Consider the following 19,381-nt stretch of genomic DNA (forward strand, 5'->3'; position numbering starts at 1 on the left):
GCTGATGTTGCCGGTGTAAGTGCTGATGTTGCTGAAGTTCAAACTGGACTAGCAGACGACATCGCCACCGTTCAATCATACTTGGCTGGCGATATCGACGCCGTTGAATCAAGCCTAGGAAGCAACATCGACGCCGTTAAAGCAAGCTTGGCTAGCGATATTGACTCCGCTAAGGCAAACCTAGCTTACGACATCGACGCCGTTAAAGAGGACCTAGCTTACGACATCGACACCCTATCATCAGATCTAACTTGGAAGATAGGAAACGTGAAAACTGATGTCGAGAATCTAAACGCAGAGATCGTCAACGACCTAACCGATGACATCGCCACCGCAACTTCTGCAGCTAATGCAGCGGGAGCCGCGGTTGATGGGCTGTCAAGCTCACTGGGTGATCTACAGAGTTCGGTGAGCGACATCGCGGATGTCGCTGACAACGCAGAGTCTGCGGCTAATGCTGCAGCCACTGCTGCCTCCAACGCTGCGAGTGCCGCTGAGAATGCGAACACTGCTACTAGTGGTTTGACATCTCTGGTCTACGGCGCTATTGGCGCTTCGCTGATAGCTGCCCTTGCGGCAATAGTATCTCTAATGCAAATAAGCAAAAGAATAGCGGGTTAATCACCCGTTACTTCCCTTTTATTTTTTTTACCCCTTTTCTAGTGGAAACTAGGGTCCGCTGGTAGACACCTGATATCCGTGCAGGGGAACTAGCTGAAAACCGGAATTCACAATCTAGAACATGAACCACAGAGTTTTAACCTATAACTGCCAAGACAGATTGCAGAGGAATCTATTTGTCCAAACCGGATCCCCCCGGAAATTCACCGCAATCCTTCGATCTCACCGCTCTGGACCTTGACCACCTCCTAGGCCTCTTCATAAACATTCTAACCGCCAAGGCCTGGCAGTATATGGGCCTCCGCCTTATCCCCGGCAAAGAGGAGGCTGAGAAGGATCTCGTGAAGGCAGCCGCTGCAATAGATAGCCTCTCAGTGATGGTGGACAAGCTGGCGCCGCGCCTTCCTGAGGAGGACCTAGCTGGCCTTAGGGCAATACTGACCGACCTCCAGATAAACTACGCCAGACAATCATGACTACCTTCTGAGGAGATTTCATGAGCGTCTCTTACGAATACTGAGCATGATAGAGCTCTTGGACTTGGTTCTAGATCTAATATTGAAATATGGGGGCTTAGACGTTTCTGACTTTGTCCAGGTAGAGCTTTCTCCTATAGAGGACCCCCATCACGTCGGCAGCCCTTTTTGGTGTGATGTATACTGGGATCTGTGCGGACTCCATGATCATGGCGGACTCGCGCTCCACGTCAGCTGAGGGGTCTATCACGATCACTGGTTTCCCATACTTTTGGTATCCGGTGATGAGCTGACCGTTGAGCCATTGGTAGATGCCTGCGAGGTCCTCTGGAGGGACGTCGGGGAACATTGTCTTGAGGATGGCGGTGCCAAGACCGATGGTGACCAGACCGTGTATCTCCGGCTGCTTCAGCACCATCCCTGGGACATTCAGGAAGCTGTTCATGTTCAGGGTAGCAGTGAGGTCCACCGGGTTCTTTGGGTTCCCAAAGGCTGGGATTACGCCGAGAATCTCTTCTTGTGCCTCTTCACAAAGGATAGGGACCTTCATCCCATTCTGTATGAGGCGGTCCGCAGTTTCCACGGCCACGCCACCACTGTTGGAGACGATGCCGATGTTGGGGCCTAGGGGGAGGTCACAGTATAAAAGCCCTTTAACGTAGTCGAACATCTCCACGGCATCTCCTGCCCTGATTACACCCGCCTGCTTGAAGGCTGCGTCGTAGATTTGGTCGCTCCCCGCGATACTCCCGGTGTGACTCGCAGCGGCCTTGGAGCCTTCATCTGTGACGCCCACCTTGATGACCACAATGGGCTTCTCTGGGGTGATCTCCCTAGCCTCCTCGTACCACCTACGCCCGGCTTTGAGCCCTTCAATATACATCGCGATGACCTTAGTGTCCGGGTCTTCCCCGAAATATTTCAGGTACTCCCAGCCCTTCAGGTCGGATTCGTTGCCGCTGCTCACAAACTTTCCCACCCCGACTCCCAGGGCGGAGGCTCGAAGATATAGCTGGAGGCCGTAGCCGCCGCTCTGGCTTATGAACGCGACATCCCCAGACTCATGGAGGAAGGGGATCATGAGGGCACTAAGCTTACCGGGGCTGCTGGTGACTCCCATACAGTTGGGACCGATGAATCTGAGTTTCCCTTGAGAGATCTCCTGGATCTGCCTGATAGCATTCTGCCCTTCTTCCCCGGTCTCCCCAAATCCACTTGTAATGACGACAACCCCCTTAATCTCCTTCGCGACTATATCCTCAAAGACGCTGGGTACGAAGCGGGCAGGTACCACAACGAGGGCGGAGTCGATCTCGCCTGGGATCTCCCGAACATTTCCGTAGCATTTTAGCCCGAGGATCTCTTCGGCCTTGGGATTTACGGGGTAGATCTTCCCCTCAAAGCCGCTTTTCTGGATCGCCGCCAGGAGCATGTTCCCCCACTTGAAGGGATCCGTGGATGCTCCTACGACGGCAACACTCTTAGCCATAAGTATCTTATCAAGGGCCTCCCTAGCGTCCATCCTTAGAACCTCTGAGACGAATCATCACAAAGCACCGTACCTCTATATAAATTTGGGTGACCAAGACTCCGTTACCAGCGACAATAGGGGAGCAACAGCCAGCCGCGCGCTGCCATCATGCAACCTATTTAATAACAGTTCTTTCTAGATGATGGAACATCTGAGGAGATTAGATGGTTAACTTCCTAGGCTTGGATTATTGGACCAAGGTAGAGGGTATCGCGAATGGGGACGAAGAGTTCAAGATCAAGTCCCGTGCTTTTGTTGCAAGCTTCACTTTCAACGTCACTGATAGCTCCGTCCTCCCGGCAATCTACATGAAATTCGATGACGGGAAGGTCACAGAAGTCAGGGAGCTCGCGGAGGGTGAGAGGACCGACTTCACGTTGGAGGGGCCCTATGACATTTGGATCCAAGTAAATAAGGGGGAGATTGAGGGCGCCAACGCGATCATGACTCGCCAACTCCAGTTCAAGGGGAACGTGAGCGAGATCATCCGCTACAGCAAAGCGTTCCTGAGGCTCTTCCAGGTGATGCAACAGGTCCCCGTTGAGTACTAAGTCAACATTCTGCAATATCCTTATTTTATCATCATGTCAGTCAGGCTGATCTTCAGGCCTTACCACTATTTCTTTTAAATCCTGAATCATGGCATAGGGATATTCATCCTTTCAGTGCCTCTCTGTAGAATTCATAGACCCAATATCTTGGTGGGAATGTCGACTGCGATGACCAGTTTCCCTGTATCCCTAACGGCGTAGAGAACGTAAAGGATCTCTTTAAACTATTCACCGGGCTGATGGTGTTGCCGTAGAATCAGGTATTCTCCTTCAGGTCCCACTGATGAAGTTCGCGAATTATCACTAGTATTCTCTTTATATCTGGAAAATAGTTTATCATGACTATAGGGGGGAGATTCTGAATGAACCTAGAAACACACCTCAAAGGACAAGACGAGGACCTTAGGCGGGTGATCCTCAAAATCAGCAAAGTGGCTAAGACAATTAGGAGGGGATTCAGCACTAGACAGGGTTCGTTGGCCTCCTCTAACGTCTACGGCGAGCATCAGGTTGCCATGGACGTCTGGGCCGACGAGCTGCTGATCTCCGGGCTGAGGGACGCTGGGCTAGTAAGACGCGTCGCCTCTGAGGAGCAGCCTGAAGTATTGACTTTTCACAACTCCACTTCGAACCTAGAAGTAACCCTCGATCCCCTAGATGGCTCCTCCCTCATCGGCGTCAACCTCGCCGTGGGAACTATCGTAGGGATCTACAGGGGAAACCTCCTTAGCCCCGGGAACGAGCTGCTCGGAGCGATATATGTCCTCTATGGACCTGTCACTACACTCACATATTCCCTGCGAAAGGGGGTCCACGAGTTCGCCCTGGATGACCTGGGAGATTTTGTCCTGCAGGAGGAATACGTCACTATCTCTGAAGGGAAGATATACTCTCCGGGTGCTTTAAGGAGGGACTACCTTCCGACCCATAGGGGATTTATCGAGGAGCTTGAGGATGATGGATATAAGCTGAGGTATAGCGGCTCCTTCGTGGCTGACGTCCATCAGATACTGCACAAAGGGGGAGTCTTCACATATCCCTCTTTCACCGGCAACAAGAATGGTAAGCTAAGGCTACTCTTCGAGGCAATCCCTATGAGTTTCATCATTTCCCAGGCTGGGGGCGCTGCAAGTGATGGCTATCGAGACCTGCTTTCAATCAAGCCCGAGGCGATCTCCCAGCTTGTTCCCGTTTACATTGGCGGAAAGAGAGAAATAGAGTTAATCATGAGAATGAACGAGGGATGATCAGGATGAACGAGCCAATACCTGGTAATTTACTGTTCAACAGTCTACGGGATAAGGATGCGATAATCCTCGCGTCAAACATCAGGATCCCGGCTGGTCTCCTTGAGGGGCTATTTAGGGCGGCAAAGAATTTAGATTCAGCTATAATCTTCGAGATCGCCCGATCGGAGTGTAACATCGGTAGGGGTTACACAGGTATGGTGCCAAATGAGTACGCCGAGGCGGTAAAGATGGCCGCGGAGGAGGTGGATTTCGACGTATGGGCGCTCCATGCCGATCACATCACCTTGAAGGAGGGTTCCCCCAAAGATATAGCCGAGACGGAGAAGCTTGTTGAAGCTCAGATTGACGCAGGGTTCACCTCGTTCGCCATAGATGCCTCGTATCTCTTCAACCATCAGGGCGGGAACGTTCGAGAGGAGCTGGCTCGGAACATCGATGTCACCACGGAGCTCGCTAAGCACATCGAGTCTCGAATGAGGGGGAGACCCTTTGGTCTTGAAGTGGAGGTCGGGGAGATAGGGAAGAAGGACTTCCAGGGTCAGGTAGTTACAACTCCTGAAGAGGCAGTTACATTCGTAAGAGCGTTGAACGAAAATGACGTTTACCCCCAAGTGCTGGCTATTGCCAACGGAGCCTCCCACGGGAACGTCTATGACACGCACGGAAACATGATGGAGCAGGTCTCCATTGACATACCCCAGACGAAGGCCGTCGCTAGGGCCCTGAGGGAAAACTATCTGGACGTGAGGATCGCCCAGCACGGCATAACCGGCACACCCCGGGAACTCATAAAAAGAGTCTTCCCCCGAGGGGATATAATCAAGGGCAACGTCGCCACCTTTTGGCAGAACCTAGTCCTGAACACCTACAAGGTGTATCAACCTGAGCTGTACCAGGATATCTATAACTGGACCCTCGAAACATATAGATCGAAGGACCCGGAAATCTCGGATAAAGAGCTCTTCGGGAAGAACGTGAAATACGCCGTGGGGGAGTTCCGGGAGCGCATTGACGATGTAGACGAGGAGACCGTAGACGCCATTGAGGCTCTTTCCTACGGGGAGTGCTTGATGTTCCTCAACGCGTTTGGCTCCAAGGGGACTGCTTCCATCGTCAGGAAAATGCTGTAGTGTATGTGTTTCCGTAATGCCACCCTATCTTGCTTACTTTATTTTGTATTGGTTTCCTAGGCGCGATTCGAAATCCCACAAAAGTTTAGGCCACTACAGATTGCTGTGCCTAGTGCTTGAGGGAGGTTTTGTGAGTATATCCTCCGGTGTCGTGGCGTGTACTAGATCTTGAATGCTCTTTTTCATTATCCCACTATAAGAGGAGAAATTTCAATCATGTCTTTTCCAACTAGACCCTCTATTACTTTTTGCATATTATTATCAGTATAAGCTTCGATAATAATATCGTATATGCCATAAGTTTCTAACACTTTTTCTACTCCTTTTATATTTTCTATTTTTTCTGTTATATCACTTGTTGATTGAGGTTTTACTTTTAAAAGATAAAATCCTTTTTCCGGACCCACATACTGTGATATTAAAGCAGTCGAAATTTTTACATTTATGACATCGTATATTAGATTCCTTATTTCTCGGTTGTATAATTTCCTGTTTAATAACGCTGATCTTCTGACAATTAAATTAATTATTTTCTTAACATTACTATCATTAACCTCATAAGTCTTTAATAACTGTTTTATTAAACGTTCACTCACAAATTCTCCTATGTCAAAAATCACTCTATTGTTAAAATCATATTCCAATTTTTTTTGTGGAATATAACCTTCTGGATTATTCAGTTGTTGTGCCTGGTGGGTGCCAGCTTTCTCCGTTCTGGCAAAATCTGATAGAGGGTGGTTCCAAGGTATTGGGATCTTTGTGGTGCTCTCAAACGTTTTGTATAGCTTTAGGAAACTCCCTCTATTTTCGCCGGTTTTGATATCTGAATTATCGAGCAAATTGGAGCTGAGTTCATAGTGATCCGTGATGCCTGCTCCAGCTCCCAGTCCATAAATGCTCACATGAGGCTCCGAAACTAGCCCTCGCTTGATCACAGCCTTAGTGTTTCCTAAAGCATTTCCGTAATCGTTATGAAAATGGGCCGATAACTCTTTATCGGTTATTCTATTGGCAAATTCAAACATCTCAATGGCTTCGTCTTCCTCTAGTAGACCAGCGGTATCGGGTAAACTGATGTTCGTTGCACCTGCTCTGTCCGTTTCTTCTATAATCTTTTTGAGATGGTAGAGATGATCCTCAACACTTTTACTCTTTGAGAAGAACCTTGATGCGTCTTCTAGAACCGCTCTCCTATATTTGAAGCCGCATTCTTTTAGGACGTCCAACGATTCAGTAAACCGTGTGACGGTATCCTCAACTGATATACCTCTTAATTTATTATTTCTATGCTCTTCTGATATGGCTAAATAAACTCCACATCCATCAACTTCCATTTTCTGAGCGATTTCTACATCTTCTCTGAGAGCCCTGCACTGAACAATTATAATTGAATCCTTGGTGCCTCCCTGAATGGTTTTCAGAACATCCCTCATCTCTCCGATACTTTTCCCTCTCTGAGGATATGCGATTGAAAATTCTATTCTGGGCGTCCCCAATTCAACTAAGGCTGATCCGATGGTCTCGAATTTATCTAAAGTGTAATATACACTCGAATTAAGTTCACCCTCTCTTAAAGTTGTATCTAGAATATTGATTTTTTTCCCTGCCATATCATATACCCCTGAGGCCAACACTACGTAGCCCATCTTGTTTTCGTAGTTTTAATAAAGATATCGGTAAAGATGATTGATTATCCTCAAACAATCGTTGAACTAATCAGTTTTTCGTAATAACTTTACAAAACCCTCACAGGGTAAATGTCCCATTCCTTATTTTCTGGATATACCACGCCCCTGATTGATATAGGCGAAGCTGATCTGCTCTTAATATGCTCAAGAAACTCAGAAGCATTACACTCGCGAAAAAATAGGGGTGGGGAGAGGCTCCTAAATTGCCTTCTTCAGCAGACTGCCCAGGATCTGGATACCTTCTACAATATCCGCCTCAGAGGGGTGACTGTAGTTGAGCCGCATATAGTTGTGCACCGGCTCGGCAAAAAAGTTGGAGCCCGGGATGTAGGCGACGCCATTCTCCACAGCATTCTTCAAGATCTTTGTGGTGTTTACGTGCTCCGGCATCTTCACCCAGAGGAAAAGCCCCCCTTTTGGGTCGTTCCACTCCGTCTCCTCTGGAAAGTTGGTTGCCATTGTTTCAAGCATTAGATCCCTCTTTCGTCTGTATATCTCTGTCACCTTTGATATTTGCCTCTCCACGTCCCCTCTCTTGAACAACTGTGTGGCCAAATATTGGGTGATCCCATCGTTGCAGATGCTAACATTACTCTTCGCCTCCACCATCTTTGTGATGAACTCACTGGGGGCCACAAGCCACCCGATCCTCATCCCTGGGGACACGATCTTGCTAAAGGTACTCGTGTACATCGTCCTTCCCGCCCTGTCCAGCCCCATGATCGGTGGTGGCATCTCCCCCTCAAAGCTAATGTAACCATAGGGATTATCTTCCAGGATGATGAAGTTGTGCTCCTCGGCTAGCTCCACAATCCTCCTCCGCCTTTCCTCCGTCAGCATTGTGCTCGTGGGATTCTGGAACGAAGGTACCAGGTAGAGGAGCTTGGCCCATTTCCCCTCCCCCTCAATCTCCTCAAGCTCTGCCTCAAGGGCCGTAATGTTCATCCCACCACCATCGATCTCCACTGACCTGATCTCTGGATTAAATTGCCTGAACGCTCCTAGAGCTGAGAGATACGTGGGAGCGCCCACGATAACGACATCTCCGGGATCCAAAAATACTCTCGCCACAAGATCCAGCGCCTGCTGGGACCCTGTTGTTATCATGATCTCTCTTTCAGGGTCGGCCTCAATCTCGTGGCCGGCCATGAACTTTGAGAGCTCCTCCCTGAGCTCCGGAAATCCCACTGTGCCCCCGTACTGGAGCATCGTCTTCCAGTCCTCCTCAGAGGCTTCAGCCAAGATCTCGCTGACCTCCTCCCCTGGCAGAGACGGTGGATCATACATGCCTCCCGTGAACCCAATGATCTTTTTCCCCTGCTTCGCCATATTCATCGCGGCGAGGACTACCCGGGTAATGATCCCAGGCTCGAAGGTTTTTCCCAGCTCCGAATAAAAATTTTCAGCATCAACCATTTAGATACTAGCTGTAGGCTTCAAAAGGTGTATAACTATTTTGCGACTAATCAAGGATGGCAAAAAGCCGTCTTCTTCCTAGGGAGAACGAATGAACGAGGAATTGAATCGGCTGCACGGGAGCCGATGACTATACAAGGAGTCAAGCAGATGAAGCCATACCTAATCTCGTGTTGGAAGGGCCAGTTTACTTCGGACTTTGAGATAGGCGAACTTTATGGCCCTTCGGTGCCCCTGATGGGGCTCGTAGACTCCTCCGCTGCCGTTCTCCTCTTAGGGAGGTCCCCTGTTATAGGCGACAATTCATACCTCTCAAACATCTGCATGATGGGGCACTCCTCACCCTTTTCGCGTACACCACTTTAGACCCCTTGAGGGATATGTGACATAGGATCCCATGCAGGTCCTCTAGTGGAACGCCTACCATCTAGGCCCCGGCGCGCGTGAAGTTACTGTCCTTGGTTCTCCTCACGGCTAACTTTGGCCTAATTCATCTCATCCTCAGTGACCGATTTTCCATCAGCATTGTATTTAAGCTCATATTCAGACGATTCATGAGAACTTCTACCAGAGAATTACTGATTTAACCTAGATCATCTTCTCAATTGACTTCAAAAGAAGCCTAATGTATCCAAGCTCCCCGTGCACGCGAAAAAAAGGCTAATCTTCAGCTAATTCAACAAAAAGCGCCTAAACAAGTCCCCTGTTGTGAGTGATTCAAGTAGTGGGCTTTACTAGAGGCCTGAGCACCAAAGATATCAATAGGTCTCCGTTATTCAAGGGTAACCACGGGATGGATTTTTGATATGTTATCTAAGATCGGGATTGAGGTGGTGGACGCTCATGCCCACTATTTCACCGCTAGCACGCTTAAGGCTTGGAGCCTAAGGGGGAGGAACCGGGAGAGCTTTGAGAATCGGACCCGCTCCAGGACGGACATGACCTCGATCGAGCTCCCCGACGAGTCCACAGACGTTGCCCAGCAGTGGGTGGACGAGATGGACCGATACGGAATCACTGCGATGGGATTCATGGTTGGCGCTGACGCATATGACGAGTTCCTTGAGACAAAGGCAAGGTTCCCCGGGCGCTTCATGGGATACGCCAACATCAATCCTGAAGACCCTGATGCAGCCGAGAAAGTTGGAAAGGTGTTCCGTGACGGTCTCCAGGGAATAAAACTCTACCCTTCATCATGGCCAGAGCTCCACGCCTATGATGCCGCCTGCTATAGTGTTTATGAGGCGGCATTGAAGCATCGGTTACCAATCTTTCTTCACTTCGGCATCACTATTGGGGGCCAGGCCGACCTCCGCCATGGAAATCCCTTGGATATCCAGGTTCCATCCCGTGACTTTCCCGATCTGAACTTTATAATCGCCCACTTCGGGGCCGGGTTTTTCAGGGAGCTCCTGCTACTCCAGTATCAGGCTGACAATATCTATATGGATTCCAGCGGCTCCAACTCATGGATGAGATATCTCCCATATGACCTCGACATCAGAAAGATATTTGAGAGAGCTATCACTGCTGGGGGTGCTAAGAAGGTAATCTATGGAACCGACTCCTCTTTCTTCCCCCGGGGTTATAGGATCAACATCTTAGAGCAGCAGTACGAGGCTGTTAAATCGCTGAGCGAGGGACCTGACGCCATCGCGAGCACTGAGGACATCGACGGTATATTCCGGGGTAACATTCTGGGGCTCACTGGCTTTATCCCCAAGAAGCTATAAGCCTCATTCTCTCAAGAAAAGGATATCATCCACTGCCTAGAACTGATCGTGGGTCTATCCCCACCGTACCGTCTCTACCGTAGAGACGCCATCCCCCCTCAGGGAGTCTCCGTCTTAGCCCTCGGCGAGGAAATTCTGTATGTCTTCAACAGGAAGGTGATCTGAGTGTTAGTGAACAGTCTGATGCTAGCTCGCGTAACAGGAAAAAGCAGACTCTTATCAAGACAACAAGTTGGAGTGAGATTTCCGGACAGAATACTGCGTTCGTGAATGATCGATTCTCTTTCTTTCACCTTTAGACCTCTGAGCCCCGAAAAACGATTTAAGACCTGACTAAGAATCTAATACGGGGAATCCAGATGGATCTAGACTTTCTCTTCGTGAATACTAAGGTGATTGATGGGGCTGGGAACCCCTGGTTCAGGGCTGACGTAGGTATAAAGGGGGATAGAATCAAGGCGGTGGGATCTCTATCAGGGGCTAACTCCGAGAGAACCATCTATGCCGGCGGGCTCGTGGTGGCCCCTGGCTTTATCGATATTCACAGCCACTCAGACTATAATGTCCTCATTGACCCTAGAGTGGAGAGTAAGGTTCGCCAGGGGGTTACCACCGAGGTAGTGGGAAACTGCGGGAGCTCCGCCGCTCCCATGAACGCCTGCGTCAAGGCATATAGGGAGAGATACATGAGGGCACGCCTAGGCGACGACTTCCATTTCAGCTGGGAGTCTATGGGAGACTACCTTGGGATCATCGACGCCTCGGGAGCCTCTTTTAACGTAGTCTCTCTCGTAGGTCAGGGTACTATCCGTCAGAACGTGATGAGATACGAGGACAGGGAGCCCACAAAGTCGGAGCTAGATGATATGAAAGCGCTTGTTGCGGGGGCAATGGAGGACGGGGCTTGGGGGATGTCTACAGGCCTAATCTACACCCCCAGTGCTTATGCGGGGACCACTGAGATAATTGAGCTCACGAAGGTTATCAGAGGTTATAGCGGGGTTTATTTCAGTCACATTCGTGGTGAGGGGGAAACACTCCTTGACGCGGTGAACGAGGCAATCCATATCGGTAAGGAAGCTAACGTACCCGTTCAAATAGCCCACTTCAAGGCGTCCGGGAAACCTCACTGGGGGAAGACTGTAGACTCCTTGAGGCTCGTAGCCGAGGGCCGCGAAGCAGGAATTGATGTCACATTTGACCAATACCCCTACATCGCTTCAAGCACGGGTCTCGCAGCATACATGCCTCACTGGGCCCAGGAGGGAGGAGCCCATAGACTCTTGGAGCGCCTCAAGAACCCAGAGATTAGGGAGAAAATCCGGGAGGACCAGGCCGTTATCTATAGGAACTGGGATATCATCATGGTGGCATCCGCAAAGAACCACCCCGAGTACGAGGGTAAACGCATTAGCGAGATCGCAGAGATTGAGGGGAAAGAGCCCTACGAAGCGGTTTTCGACCTTCTCCTAAACGAGGACGCTCAGGTCTCTGTGGTAAGCTTCGGGATGTCCGAGGACGACGTTCGTCGCGTCATGAGGAGTCCACACGGGATGGTGGGCTCCGACGGGAGCGCCGTCGCCTCCTGGGGTATTCTGGGGAAGGGAAAGCCCCATCCCCGATTCTACGGCACCTTCCCTAGAGTTATTGGTCACTACGTGAGGGAGAGGGTCCTGACCCTCCAGGAGGCGATCCGGAAGATGACCTCCGCCCCGGCCCTACGCCTTGGCCTTAGGGATCGGGGGCTCCTCAGGGAGGATTTCAAGGCTGATCTCACCGTTTTCGATCCAGAGAATGTGAATGATGAGGCCACGTTTGTTAATCCGCATAGGTTTGCTTCTGGTATACCCTATGTCATGGTGAATGGGGAACTTGTGGTGGATGGGGGAAAACACACAGGGGCCCTCCCCGGGAGGGTTCTGAGGAAATCCCACTGAGTCATCTATTTGCTCTATTGAATAATAAAGTAGGTCAGAACATATCGTCTTGCATTCGAAAGTCCTCTAAAACTGTGGTTAGGACTACATGGGTGTTTGTTCTTTCTACGTAAGGCATAGTGAGGAGTTTTTTGGTGAATTCACTGAGGGCGCTCCGGGTCCTGAACTTTGCGATCACCATCGCGTCGGTTTCCCCAGTAATATCATAAACAGCACAGACGTTTGGGATCTTTGAGATCTCCTCATCCGTCTCCAAGAGCTTTCCTTTTGAAACGATGATCTCAATTATCACCGTGAGCTCGTAGCCAAGCCTCTCGTGATCAAGTCGGACCGAGTAGTCCTGGATAATCCCCCCCGACTCAAGCCTCTGGACGTGATTGATCACCGTTGCGGGTGAAACTCCTATGGCCTTGGCGAGCTCCCTGAAGGATCTTTTAGAGTCTACTAGTAGCTCCTTGAGGAGCTTCGTGTCGATTTCGTCCAATGCAAACATATTTCCACCTTCTTTTCATGTGTGTTTTATATCTACATTATGTTGAACAGTTGTATATGAATTTACCTTTTTGCTTAATATATATTTATCAAAGAAACAACTTCATGCACACCCGTAAGCAACAAACTTCATACACTTCATTGAGGTTATTCAAGGTTTTTTTCGTTTATCATTTATGCATATAAATCGCCCCCCTTGGAATCCTCAATATTTCCTTAAGTCTAAACTGAATTTGTTTAGAAGAACGCCATTATGCCTTATAATACTAAACAAATATATAGTGTTTTACACTGAAAGCAATCATATGTATCGTTTTCACTCATAAATGTTAATATATGAGAAGTGCTTTGGTCAAAGCCACTATGGTTGATTTCAAGTTGACCCAGGGAGAAGCTGTCGAGGCCATCGACAGCCTACTAAAAAAGTGGGATATTAAATACATCCGGCTTATTGTAGTGGACCTTGACGGCAAACCACGGGCCATGCTCATCCCCGAGTACGAAATGGAGTTTGCCCTCACCTTCGGGATAGGCTTTGACGGCTCCAGTATTGCTGGGTTCAGAGATGTGAACGAGAGCGACCTTGTTGCGCATCCCGATCCCTCGACGTTCCTAGTTCCCATGTGGGAGACCCCTGGCATCGCCACAATGTTTTGCTATATCGGAAAACCCGATGGACAACCCTTCGAGGGGGATCCTAGGGGACTCCTCAAGAAGACTGTTTTAGAAATCGAGAACGAAGGCTACGGCTACAATACAGGTCCAGAACTCGAATATTTTTACATATCCGAGGAGAATGGAGGATACGCACCTTTCGGCTCAGGAGGCTACTTCGATCTCCCTCCTCTAGACCCTACCGAGGAAATCAAGATGGAGACTATGATGTGCCTCGAGGCTGCAGGCTTTCAGCTAGACAAAGTCCACCATGAAGTAGCCCAGGGCCAGCAGGAGATCAACTTCCGCTACTCAGACGCTCTCAAGACAGCAGATAATGTGCTCCTCTACAAGTTGTGCGTGAAGACTATCGCCCAAAAGCATGGCAAGCTCGCTACCTTCATGCCTAAGCCCTTCTGGGGTGTGAATGGGAGTGGGTGCCACGTCCACCAAAGTCTCTTGGATCTGGAGACTGGGACAAACGCTTTCTCGGGCTCAGTAGAAACTGGAGGCCTCTCGGAGATGGCTATTAGGTACATCGGGGGTATCTTGAGCCATGCCCGTGGCATGTCTCTCATAGTGGCCCCACTGGTCAACTCCTACAAACGTCTCGTGCCCCATTACGAGGCTCCAGTCTATATTGCTTGGGGATTCATGAATCGGTCGGCCCTTGTCCGGGTGCCCAGGTATCCTGAGGGGATGGATAAGACTGCTAGGATCGAATATCGCCACCCCGACCCCTCCTGTAACCCCTACCTCGCTGCGGTTGCCATGATCAACGCGGGAATGGACGGTGTAAAGAACAAAATCGAGCCTCCCGAACCCCACTCCGACAACGTGTATGAATTCTCCAAGGCGGAGCTCGAAAAGCTGAACATAGAGATGCTCCCTGAGCACCTTGGAGAAGCTATCGACTCCTTCCTGAAAGATCCGGTAATCACCGAAGCCCTAGGGGATTATCTTACTGAGAGTCTGGTCAAATTGAAGACGAAGGAGTTCCTTGATTACGGGGAGAACACGGGAAAAAGCTGGGCGGAGAGCCGGCCCGGGATCACCCAGTGGGAGCTAGACCGATATCTAGTGAGCTGCTAATCCTAAAGGTCCATGTAGCTCCTCCCTATCTCGTTTAGCTTCTCTAGGCGTGCATCCGGTTAGCTGCTCATCCTCTTACAACATCTATCCAGGGATACTTTTATGATCTTTTTCATGATTTTAGGTGAGACGGGCCGATAGAGGTACCGGTATCTCCCCAAGGCCGATGAGTGGCTCTTCCCTGTTGGCGAGCCCCTTATCTACGAGGTTCCGGAGGACCCACTGGGCCGTGGACCTGCTCTTCCCAAGCCTTTCCGCGATCTCGGACCATGGAAGATTTTCTTGTCAAGACCGCTCAATATGCCTCAAACTTTGGTTCTAACTCCAAGAGTGTGTCGCATGATCTCTATTGCGCTCATGGCGGGGGTGGTGATGAGGGACTGGAGGTCTTTTGGCGACATTTTATGTTCAATGGTGTTGAGTATCTGTATTATCTTTATATTTCACCCGGACGAAGCACATTCTCGATTATCATGGTTGTAGAAGTCACCGACGAGACCTTTGACAGCTTCGTTGCCAGCAATAAACACGCGGTAATCGATTGTTGGGCGGTTTGGTGTGGGCCCTGCAGGATGCTGAGCCCCGTTATCGAGGAACTATCCCAAGAGCGTGAAAAAGTCGCTTTCGGGAAGCTCAACGTCGACCAGAACCGGGCAACTCCTATGAAGTACGGCATCATGAGCATACCCACCCTCCTCTACTTCAAGGACGGACAACTAGTAGACAAGACCATAGGCGCCTTGTCAAAGTCTGCCCTCGGAGACAGGCTAGACAAGCTCACGGTATAATTTGCTTGATGGGAATAGGCGAATTACCCTCTTTCTTGTATTCACGCGCGCGAATTGGAAGCCGGCAATTATCATGAAGGTGTATGTCCCGCTAGTAACTCAGATAAATGCCGACAATAATGAAAACGACGGGAAGAACACCTCAGGCTAAACTAGAAGCAATAATAGAACGGTTCTAAATCAATTAAAATCTCTATGGATTGACAGCATGGTAACGTAAAGAGAAACGGGCAGGATAGGAATAACGTGCACTCTAACGGTTCACAGGATAACTGGTAAACAAACAGCTAAATGATGACTTACTCGTCCCATTTTTCTCCTTTTCTATTATCTTGAAACACATTTATAGCGGGGGCACCTAGTGGAGAGAATTACGGGGCTCTTGCATGTTAGCTGTCCTCGGCGTCCTCGCCGCTTTCGCGATGATAGTCACTCTGCGGCTTAGGAATGTAGATTTCTCATTATCCATTCTCACGGGATCCCTCATAATTGCTATGACCTCCGTGAACACTTTCATGGTCCTCATCGAGGCTGCCCATCTGACTCTCACTGACTACAACACTCTCAACCTTTCCATGGCAGTGGCCCTAATCTCCATTCTTGGGTACAGCCTTAAGGTGACGGGTATGATGACTGATCTTATCGAGGGGCTTAGGGGGCTCCTCCCCGCTAGGGTCTTTTTAGCAGCTATCCCGGCAATGTTCGGGCTTCTCACGATGCCAGGGGGTGCATTGATGTCGGCACCATTTAATGATCCTGAGGGTGACAGGCTGGGTCTCAACCCAGAGCAAAAGACCTATATCAACATCTGGTTCCGTCACCTCTGGTACTGGGCCTCTCCCCTTTCTCCAATACTAATACTCACGGCGAGCATGGCGGGTTTCTCTGTCACAGAATATCTCTATGCCCAACTCCCTCTTCTAGTAGTGGTCTTGGTGATAGGCTTCCTCATCGGAGGGACATTCATCAGAGACGAGCGTTTTGGAAGGAGGAGCCCGGGTGGCCTGGGGATAGTTGCCCGAGGTCTCTCCCCCATAGCCACGGCGATACTCCTGACACTTATAGGAGTTCCCGTCTGGCTGGCCTTAGTGCCTGCCATCGCCCTGGTTTTCCTTTTGAGACGGGTCCAGCTGGGTGAAGCTATGGATATTGCCAAATCTGGAGTGAGATGGGATCTCACCACCGCGGCGGTTTCTATGTTCTTCTTCAGGTTCGTGGTAGCATCTTCAGGTTCGGTAGTCGCCCTCTTCGATTCGGCGATGGGGCTCGGGGTGCCCTTGATAGCGATCTTGGTTGTGGTCCCCCTCCTAGCGGGATCGATCTCGGGGACCCCCACCATGGGGGTCGGTATGATCCTTCCCCTGCTTCTCCCTCTTCTCGGGAAGTACGGTATTTATGTCGTAAGCATGATCTACGTGGGACTCATCGCGGGGTACATAGCCTCTCCGATGCATCTCTGCTTGATACTCACAAATAGCTACTATAAGTCTGAATTGAGCAGAGTCTACCGCTATCTGGTGCCTTCGACCATAGTACTTTACCTGGTGGCGATGGCCTACTATATCTTCAGGAATGGAGGTATTCCCGCCTAGCGCTTGGATTACCACTCAATTTATTCTGTACAGAGGGACTCCTAAGCACTCTAGTTGGACGCCAACTTCACTCCATCGTTATGAATCTAATCCCCCGCCTTGGATAATGCGCGGGAAATCCATGGCGATGGACACCACAACGTTCTCCATGCGACAAGTCTCTCTTATTGACCTCAATTATAAATCCGGGAGTTGACCGTCTTTGTACTATCTCTCTTTTGATCTAGAACATACAGTCCATAATCGGTTCATGAAATGTTCCTAGAGAATCATTGAGAGATGAACCATGACAATTAGTAAATATACTGACACAAGTGGTTCCTTTGATGATAGGCAAGCAGGGCTCCCTATGGGGCATTAGGTTCAATGTCTTCGTCTCGGGCGCCGTGGTCATGGCTCTCGAGCTCGTAACGAGCCGGGTCCTCGCACCTGTCTTCGGGGACAGCATCTTCGTCTGGGGAGCTCTCATCGGGGTGGTGATGGCCGCTCTGGCTCTGGGATATTACGTAGGGGGGAGACTGGCAGATCGACAACCTAGCTATGGAACCTTTACACTGATCCTGATCTCAGCAGGGATACTGATCATGCTCATCCCCCTCTCCTCCCCCATAATTCTAGAGGTGATCTATCTCTCCGGGGCAGGGAACAGGTATGGCCCCCTTTTCGCATCCTTATTGCTTCTTGCCGTCCCAACCACTTTACTGGGTATGGTCTCACCTTATTCTGTACGGATATCAGCGGAGAACATCTTTAACGTGGGGGGCCTCTCTGGGAGCCTTTATTCCATCTCAACGGCAGGTAGCCTCTTTGGGACCTTTTTCACGGTCTTCGTTCTCCTCCCCAGATTCGGGGTGAGACATATAGTGTTCTCTTTGGGCGTCGTCCTAATTGCTGTGGCCGTCGTCGGGATGACTTGGTTGGAGAAGGGCCTCCTCTTTTCCCTAATACTGATCCTTATGATTCCCTCCCTCTTCGTGGGCGAGGGCCCCTTTCTGGGGGCCTCAGGAAACGTGCTGGTCCGCAAGGACACACCATACAGCACACTGACCGTGATTAACCACAAGGCCGAGGGGACAAGGGCGCTCTATCTGAACAATATGCTCCACAGCTCCATGTACCTAAACGGATCCAACAGGGCTGTATTGAGATACACCGACTACTTCAATATAGCCTTCCTGTTCAACCCTTCAGCTGAAAGAGTCCTCTTCATCGGGGGCGGCGGCTTTTCTGGACCCAAGCAGTTCCTGGAGTACTACCCGAACGTGACAGTTGATGTTGTGGAGATCGACCCGGATGTTGTGGCCGTGGCCAAGGCGCACTTTGGCGTCACTGACAATTCCCGCCTAAGGGTTTTCGTCATGGATGGTCGAACGTTCCTCAGGGAGGCTGGGACCTATGACATCGTGGTTTTGGACGCCTATTCGAAGACCTACGTCCCCTTCCACCTCATGACTATAGAGTTCTTCGAGGCACTCAATGAGCACCTGAGCCCGGACGGCGTCATCGTCTCTAACCTCATATCTTCCCTAATTGGGGACACTTCGGACCTAATCAAAGCGGAGATCGCTACCATCAAGGAGGTCTTTCCCCAGGTTTACCTCTTCCCCACTAAAACCAAGCAGCTCTCTCTAATTCAGAACATTAACCTCATCGCAACTAAAGCACCCGTAAGACAAGAAGGGCCTGATCTGCAGCGTGTAGCTGTAGCTCATCCTGTACGCGGAGTTCCATTTGAACGGTATATAGCTACTCTCTTAGTCTCAGAAATAACTGATATAACTGAGCTCATATTAACCGATGATTACGCCCCGGCGGAGGCACTTCTAAACCCTATCACCGCGGCACCTTATGAGGAGCATACAGGTCTTGTACCTCGGAGCACATTGAATCCTTTGTGGATTGCGGGAATCTGGTTGATATCTTTGACGTCGCTTTACTTTATTTCAACCCGGTTGAGGTCGGTTATCAAGCTCTGAGATGCTCCCTACTCTTGCTCTCTAGAGAAAGCAGACCCGCTGTTCCTCGTTGTTAAGGAATGGGGTCAGAAGGGAGTTAACTCCTCAAGCTCCTCAGAACGTTACCTCTTATCTTGTTTTTATATCCGACAGGATTACGGCCCCCGTGTACGTGGTAAGGACCATTTAGAGGACTATGAAAATAACTAAGGCCACAAAGGAATGTTGCACTACGTTCACGATACTGACTTACTCCATAGCGCGCACAAAACCTAAGACGGAGAAGCTTGATTTTGCGCCTCATTAAGTTTAATGGTGGTCCCTGTGAATTTTTTTTTAGCAGGTAAAGTATATGCATTAATTCAATATCTTTGAGCGGAGTCAATAATCTCCTCAGGATCTTTCTGAGCACCCTGAACGACGACCAGCTTCTTATTCTGACCCGCATGGCTTTCCCAAGACGGTTATTGACTAT

Annotated in this window: 15 protein-coding genes; 11 read left to right on the forward strand and 4 right to left on the reverse strand. The window is 49.8% G+C overall.

The genetic code is table 11. The annotated features are described in order from the left end of the window. Together QGG23_00005 and QGG23_00010 are read left to right on the forward strand one after the other, a co-directional pair. Window positions 1–621, forward strand: a 621-nt coding sequence (locus QGG23_00005; GenBank protein MDP6047820.1) for a hypothetical protein, incomplete at its 5' end; no start/stop codon positions are given. A gap of 176 nt (window positions 622–797) precedes the next feature. Then, window positions 798–1,097, forward strand: coding sequence for a DUF1844 domain-containing protein (locus QGG23_00010; protein ID MDP6047821.1), 300 nt, complete (start codon window positions 798–800; stop codon window positions 1,095–1,097). A 97-nt stretch (window positions 1,098–1,194) separates the two neighbouring features. Here the strand turns inward: QGG23_00010 and QGG23_00015 are convergent, their stop codons facing one another. Then, complete coding sequence (locus QGG23_00015; protein ID MDP6047822.1) at window positions 1,195–2,619, reverse strand: CoA-binding protein; 1,425 nt, start codon at window positions 2,617–2,619, stop codon at window positions 1,195–1,197. Window positions 2,620–2,792: 173 nt separating this feature from the next. Between QGG23_00015 and QGG23_00020 the strand changes: the two genes are divergently transcribed. From QGG23_00020 to QGG23_00030, 3 genes are all read left to right on the forward strand, one after another. Further along, a complete protein-coding gene (locus QGG23_00020) occupies window positions 2,793–3,179 on the forward strand; it encodes an SCP2 sterol-binding domain-containing protein (protein MDP6047823.1) in 387 nt (128 codons plus the stop codon). 362 nt (window positions 3,180–3,541) lie between these two features. After that, window positions 3,542–4,426 (forward strand): class 1 fructose-bisphosphatase, encoded by an 885-nt coding sequence (locus tag QGG23_00025; protein ID MDP6047824.1) that lies wholly within the window; start codon window positions 3,542–3,544, stop codon window positions 4,424–4,426. Continuing rightward, entirely contained in the window at window positions 4,423–5,559 is a 1,137-nt protein-coding gene (locus QGG23_00030) for a class II fructose-bisphosphate aldolase (protein MDP6047825.1), read from the forward strand. The genes QGG23_00025 and QGG23_00030 overlap by 4 nt, the downstream gene beginning before the upstream one ends. A 185-nt stretch (window positions 5,560–5,744) precedes the next feature. Here the strand turns inward: QGG23_00030 and QGG23_00035 are convergent, their stop codons facing one another. Both QGG23_00035 and QGG23_00040 read right to left on the reverse strand, forming a co-directional pair. Continuing rightward, entirely contained in the window at window positions 5,745–7,205 is a 1,461-nt protein-coding gene (locus QGG23_00035; protein MDP6047826.1) for a hypothetical protein, read from the reverse strand. Between the two features lie 240 nt (window positions 7,206–7,445). Next, the gene (locus QGG23_00040) at window positions 7,446–8,663 is read right to left on the reverse strand and encodes a PLP-dependent aminotransferase family protein (GenBank protein MDP6047827.1); all 1,218 of its coding nucleotides are present in this window, start codon (window positions 8,661–8,663) and stop codon (window positions 7,446–7,448) included. Window positions 8,664–9,469: 806 nt separating this feature from the next. Between QGG23_00040 and QGG23_00045 the strand changes: the two genes are divergently transcribed. Both QGG23_00045 and QGG23_00050 read left to right on the forward strand, forming a co-directional pair. After that, window positions 9,470–10,396, forward strand: a complete 927-nt coding sequence (locus tag QGG23_00045; protein ID MDP6047828.1) for an amidohydrolase family protein — start codon at window positions 9,470–9,472, stop codon at window positions 10,394–10,396. Between the two features lie 359 nt (window positions 10,397–10,755). Beyond that, window positions 10,756–12,333 (forward strand): D-aminoacylase, encoded by a 1,578-nt coding sequence (locus QGG23_00050; GenBank protein ID MDP6047829.1) that lies wholly within the window; start codon window positions 10,756–10,758, stop codon window positions 12,331–12,333. A gap of 34 nt (window positions 12,334–12,367) precedes the next feature. Here the strand turns inward: QGG23_00050 and QGG23_00055 are convergent, their stop codons facing one another. After that, window positions 12,368–12,826, reverse strand: a complete 459-nt coding sequence (locus tag QGG23_00055; GenBank protein MDP6047830.1) for an Lrp/AsnC family transcriptional regulator — start codon at window positions 12,824–12,826, stop codon at window positions 12,368–12,370. Window positions 12,827–13,173: 347 nt separating this feature from the next. On the opposite strand from QGG23_00055, the gene QGG23_00060 reads away from it, so the two are divergent. The 4 genes from QGG23_00060 to QGG23_00075 all read left to right on the forward strand — a co-directional run bounded on the left by QGG23_00060 (window position 13,174) and on the right by QGG23_00075 (window position 18,927). After that, window positions 13,174–14,571, forward strand: coding sequence for a glutamine synthetase family protein (locus QGG23_00060; GenBank protein ID MDP6047831.1), 1,398 nt, complete (start codon window positions 13,174–13,176; stop codon window positions 14,569–14,571). A gap of 473 nt (window positions 14,572–15,044) precedes the next feature. Beyond that, window positions 15,045–15,359, forward strand: coding sequence for a thioredoxin (gene trxA / locus QGG23_00065; protein ID MDP6047832.1), 315 nt, complete (start codon window positions 15,045–15,047; stop codon window positions 15,357–15,359). 386 nt (window positions 15,360–15,745) lie between these two features. Beyond that, window positions 15,746–16,951, forward strand: a complete 1,206-nt coding sequence (locus tag QGG23_00070) for a DUF401 family protein (GenBank protein ID MDP6047833.1) — start codon at window positions 15,746–15,748, stop codon at window positions 16,949–16,951. A gap of 326 nt (window positions 16,952–17,277) precedes the next feature. Then, complete coding sequence (locus QGG23_00075) at window positions 17,278–18,927, forward strand: fused MFS/spermidine synthase (GenBank protein MDP6047834.1); 1,650 nt, start codon at window positions 17,278–17,280, stop codon at window positions 18,925–18,927. The last annotated feature ends 454 nt before the right edge of the window (window positions 18,928–19,381 follow it).

The sequence above is a fragment of the Candidatus Bathyarchaeota archaeon genome (assembly GCA_030739585.1).
Lineage (GTDB): Archaea > Thermoproteota > Bathyarchaeia > TCS64 > TCS64.

Coding starts and splice junctions, on each gene's coding strand:
- QGG23_00050 (MDP6047829.1), top strand. CDS start 10,756: ATGGATCTAGACTTTCTCTTCGTGAATACTAAGGTGATTGATGGGGCT.
- QGG23_00055 (MDP6047830.1), bottom strand. CDS start 12,826: ATGTTTGCATTGGACGAAATCGACACGAAGCTCCTCAAGGAGCTACTA.
- QGG23_00040 (MDP6047827.1), bottom strand. CDS start 8,663: ATGGTTGATGCTGAAAATTTTTATTCGGAGCTGGGAAAAACCTTCGAG.
- QGG23_00020 (MDP6047823.1), top strand. CDS start 2,793: ATGGTTAACTTCCTAGGCTTGGATTATTGGACCAAGGTAGAGGGTATC.
- QGG23_00045 (MDP6047828.1), top strand. CDS start 9,470: ATGTTATCTAAGATCGGGATTGAGGTGGTGGACGCTCATGCCCACTAT.
- QGG23_00035 (MDP6047826.1), bottom strand. CDS start 7,205: ATGGGCTACGTAGTGTTGGCCTCAGGGGTATATGATATGGCAGGGAAA.
- QGG23_00025 (MDP6047824.1), top strand. CDS start 3,542: ATGAACCTAGAAACACACCTCAAAGGACAAGACGAGGACCTTAGGCGG.
- QGG23_00075 (MDP6047834.1), top strand. CDS start 17,278: ATGATAGGCAAGCAGGGCTCCCTATGGGGCATTAGGTTCAATGTCTTC.
- trxA (MDP6047832.1), top strand. CDS start 15,045: ATGGTTGTAGAAGTCACCGACGAGACCTTTGACAGCTTCGTTGCCAGC.
- QGG23_00030 (MDP6047825.1), top strand. CDS start 4,423: ATGATCAGGATGAACGAGCCAATACCTGGTAATTTACTGTTCAACAGT.
- QGG23_00015 (MDP6047822.1), bottom strand. CDS start 2,619: ATGGACGCTAGGGAGGCCCTTGATAAGATACTTATGGCTAAGAGTGTT.
- QGG23_00070 (MDP6047833.1), top strand. CDS start 15,746: ATGTTAGCTGTCCTCGGCGTCCTCGCCGCTTTCGCGATGATAGTCACT.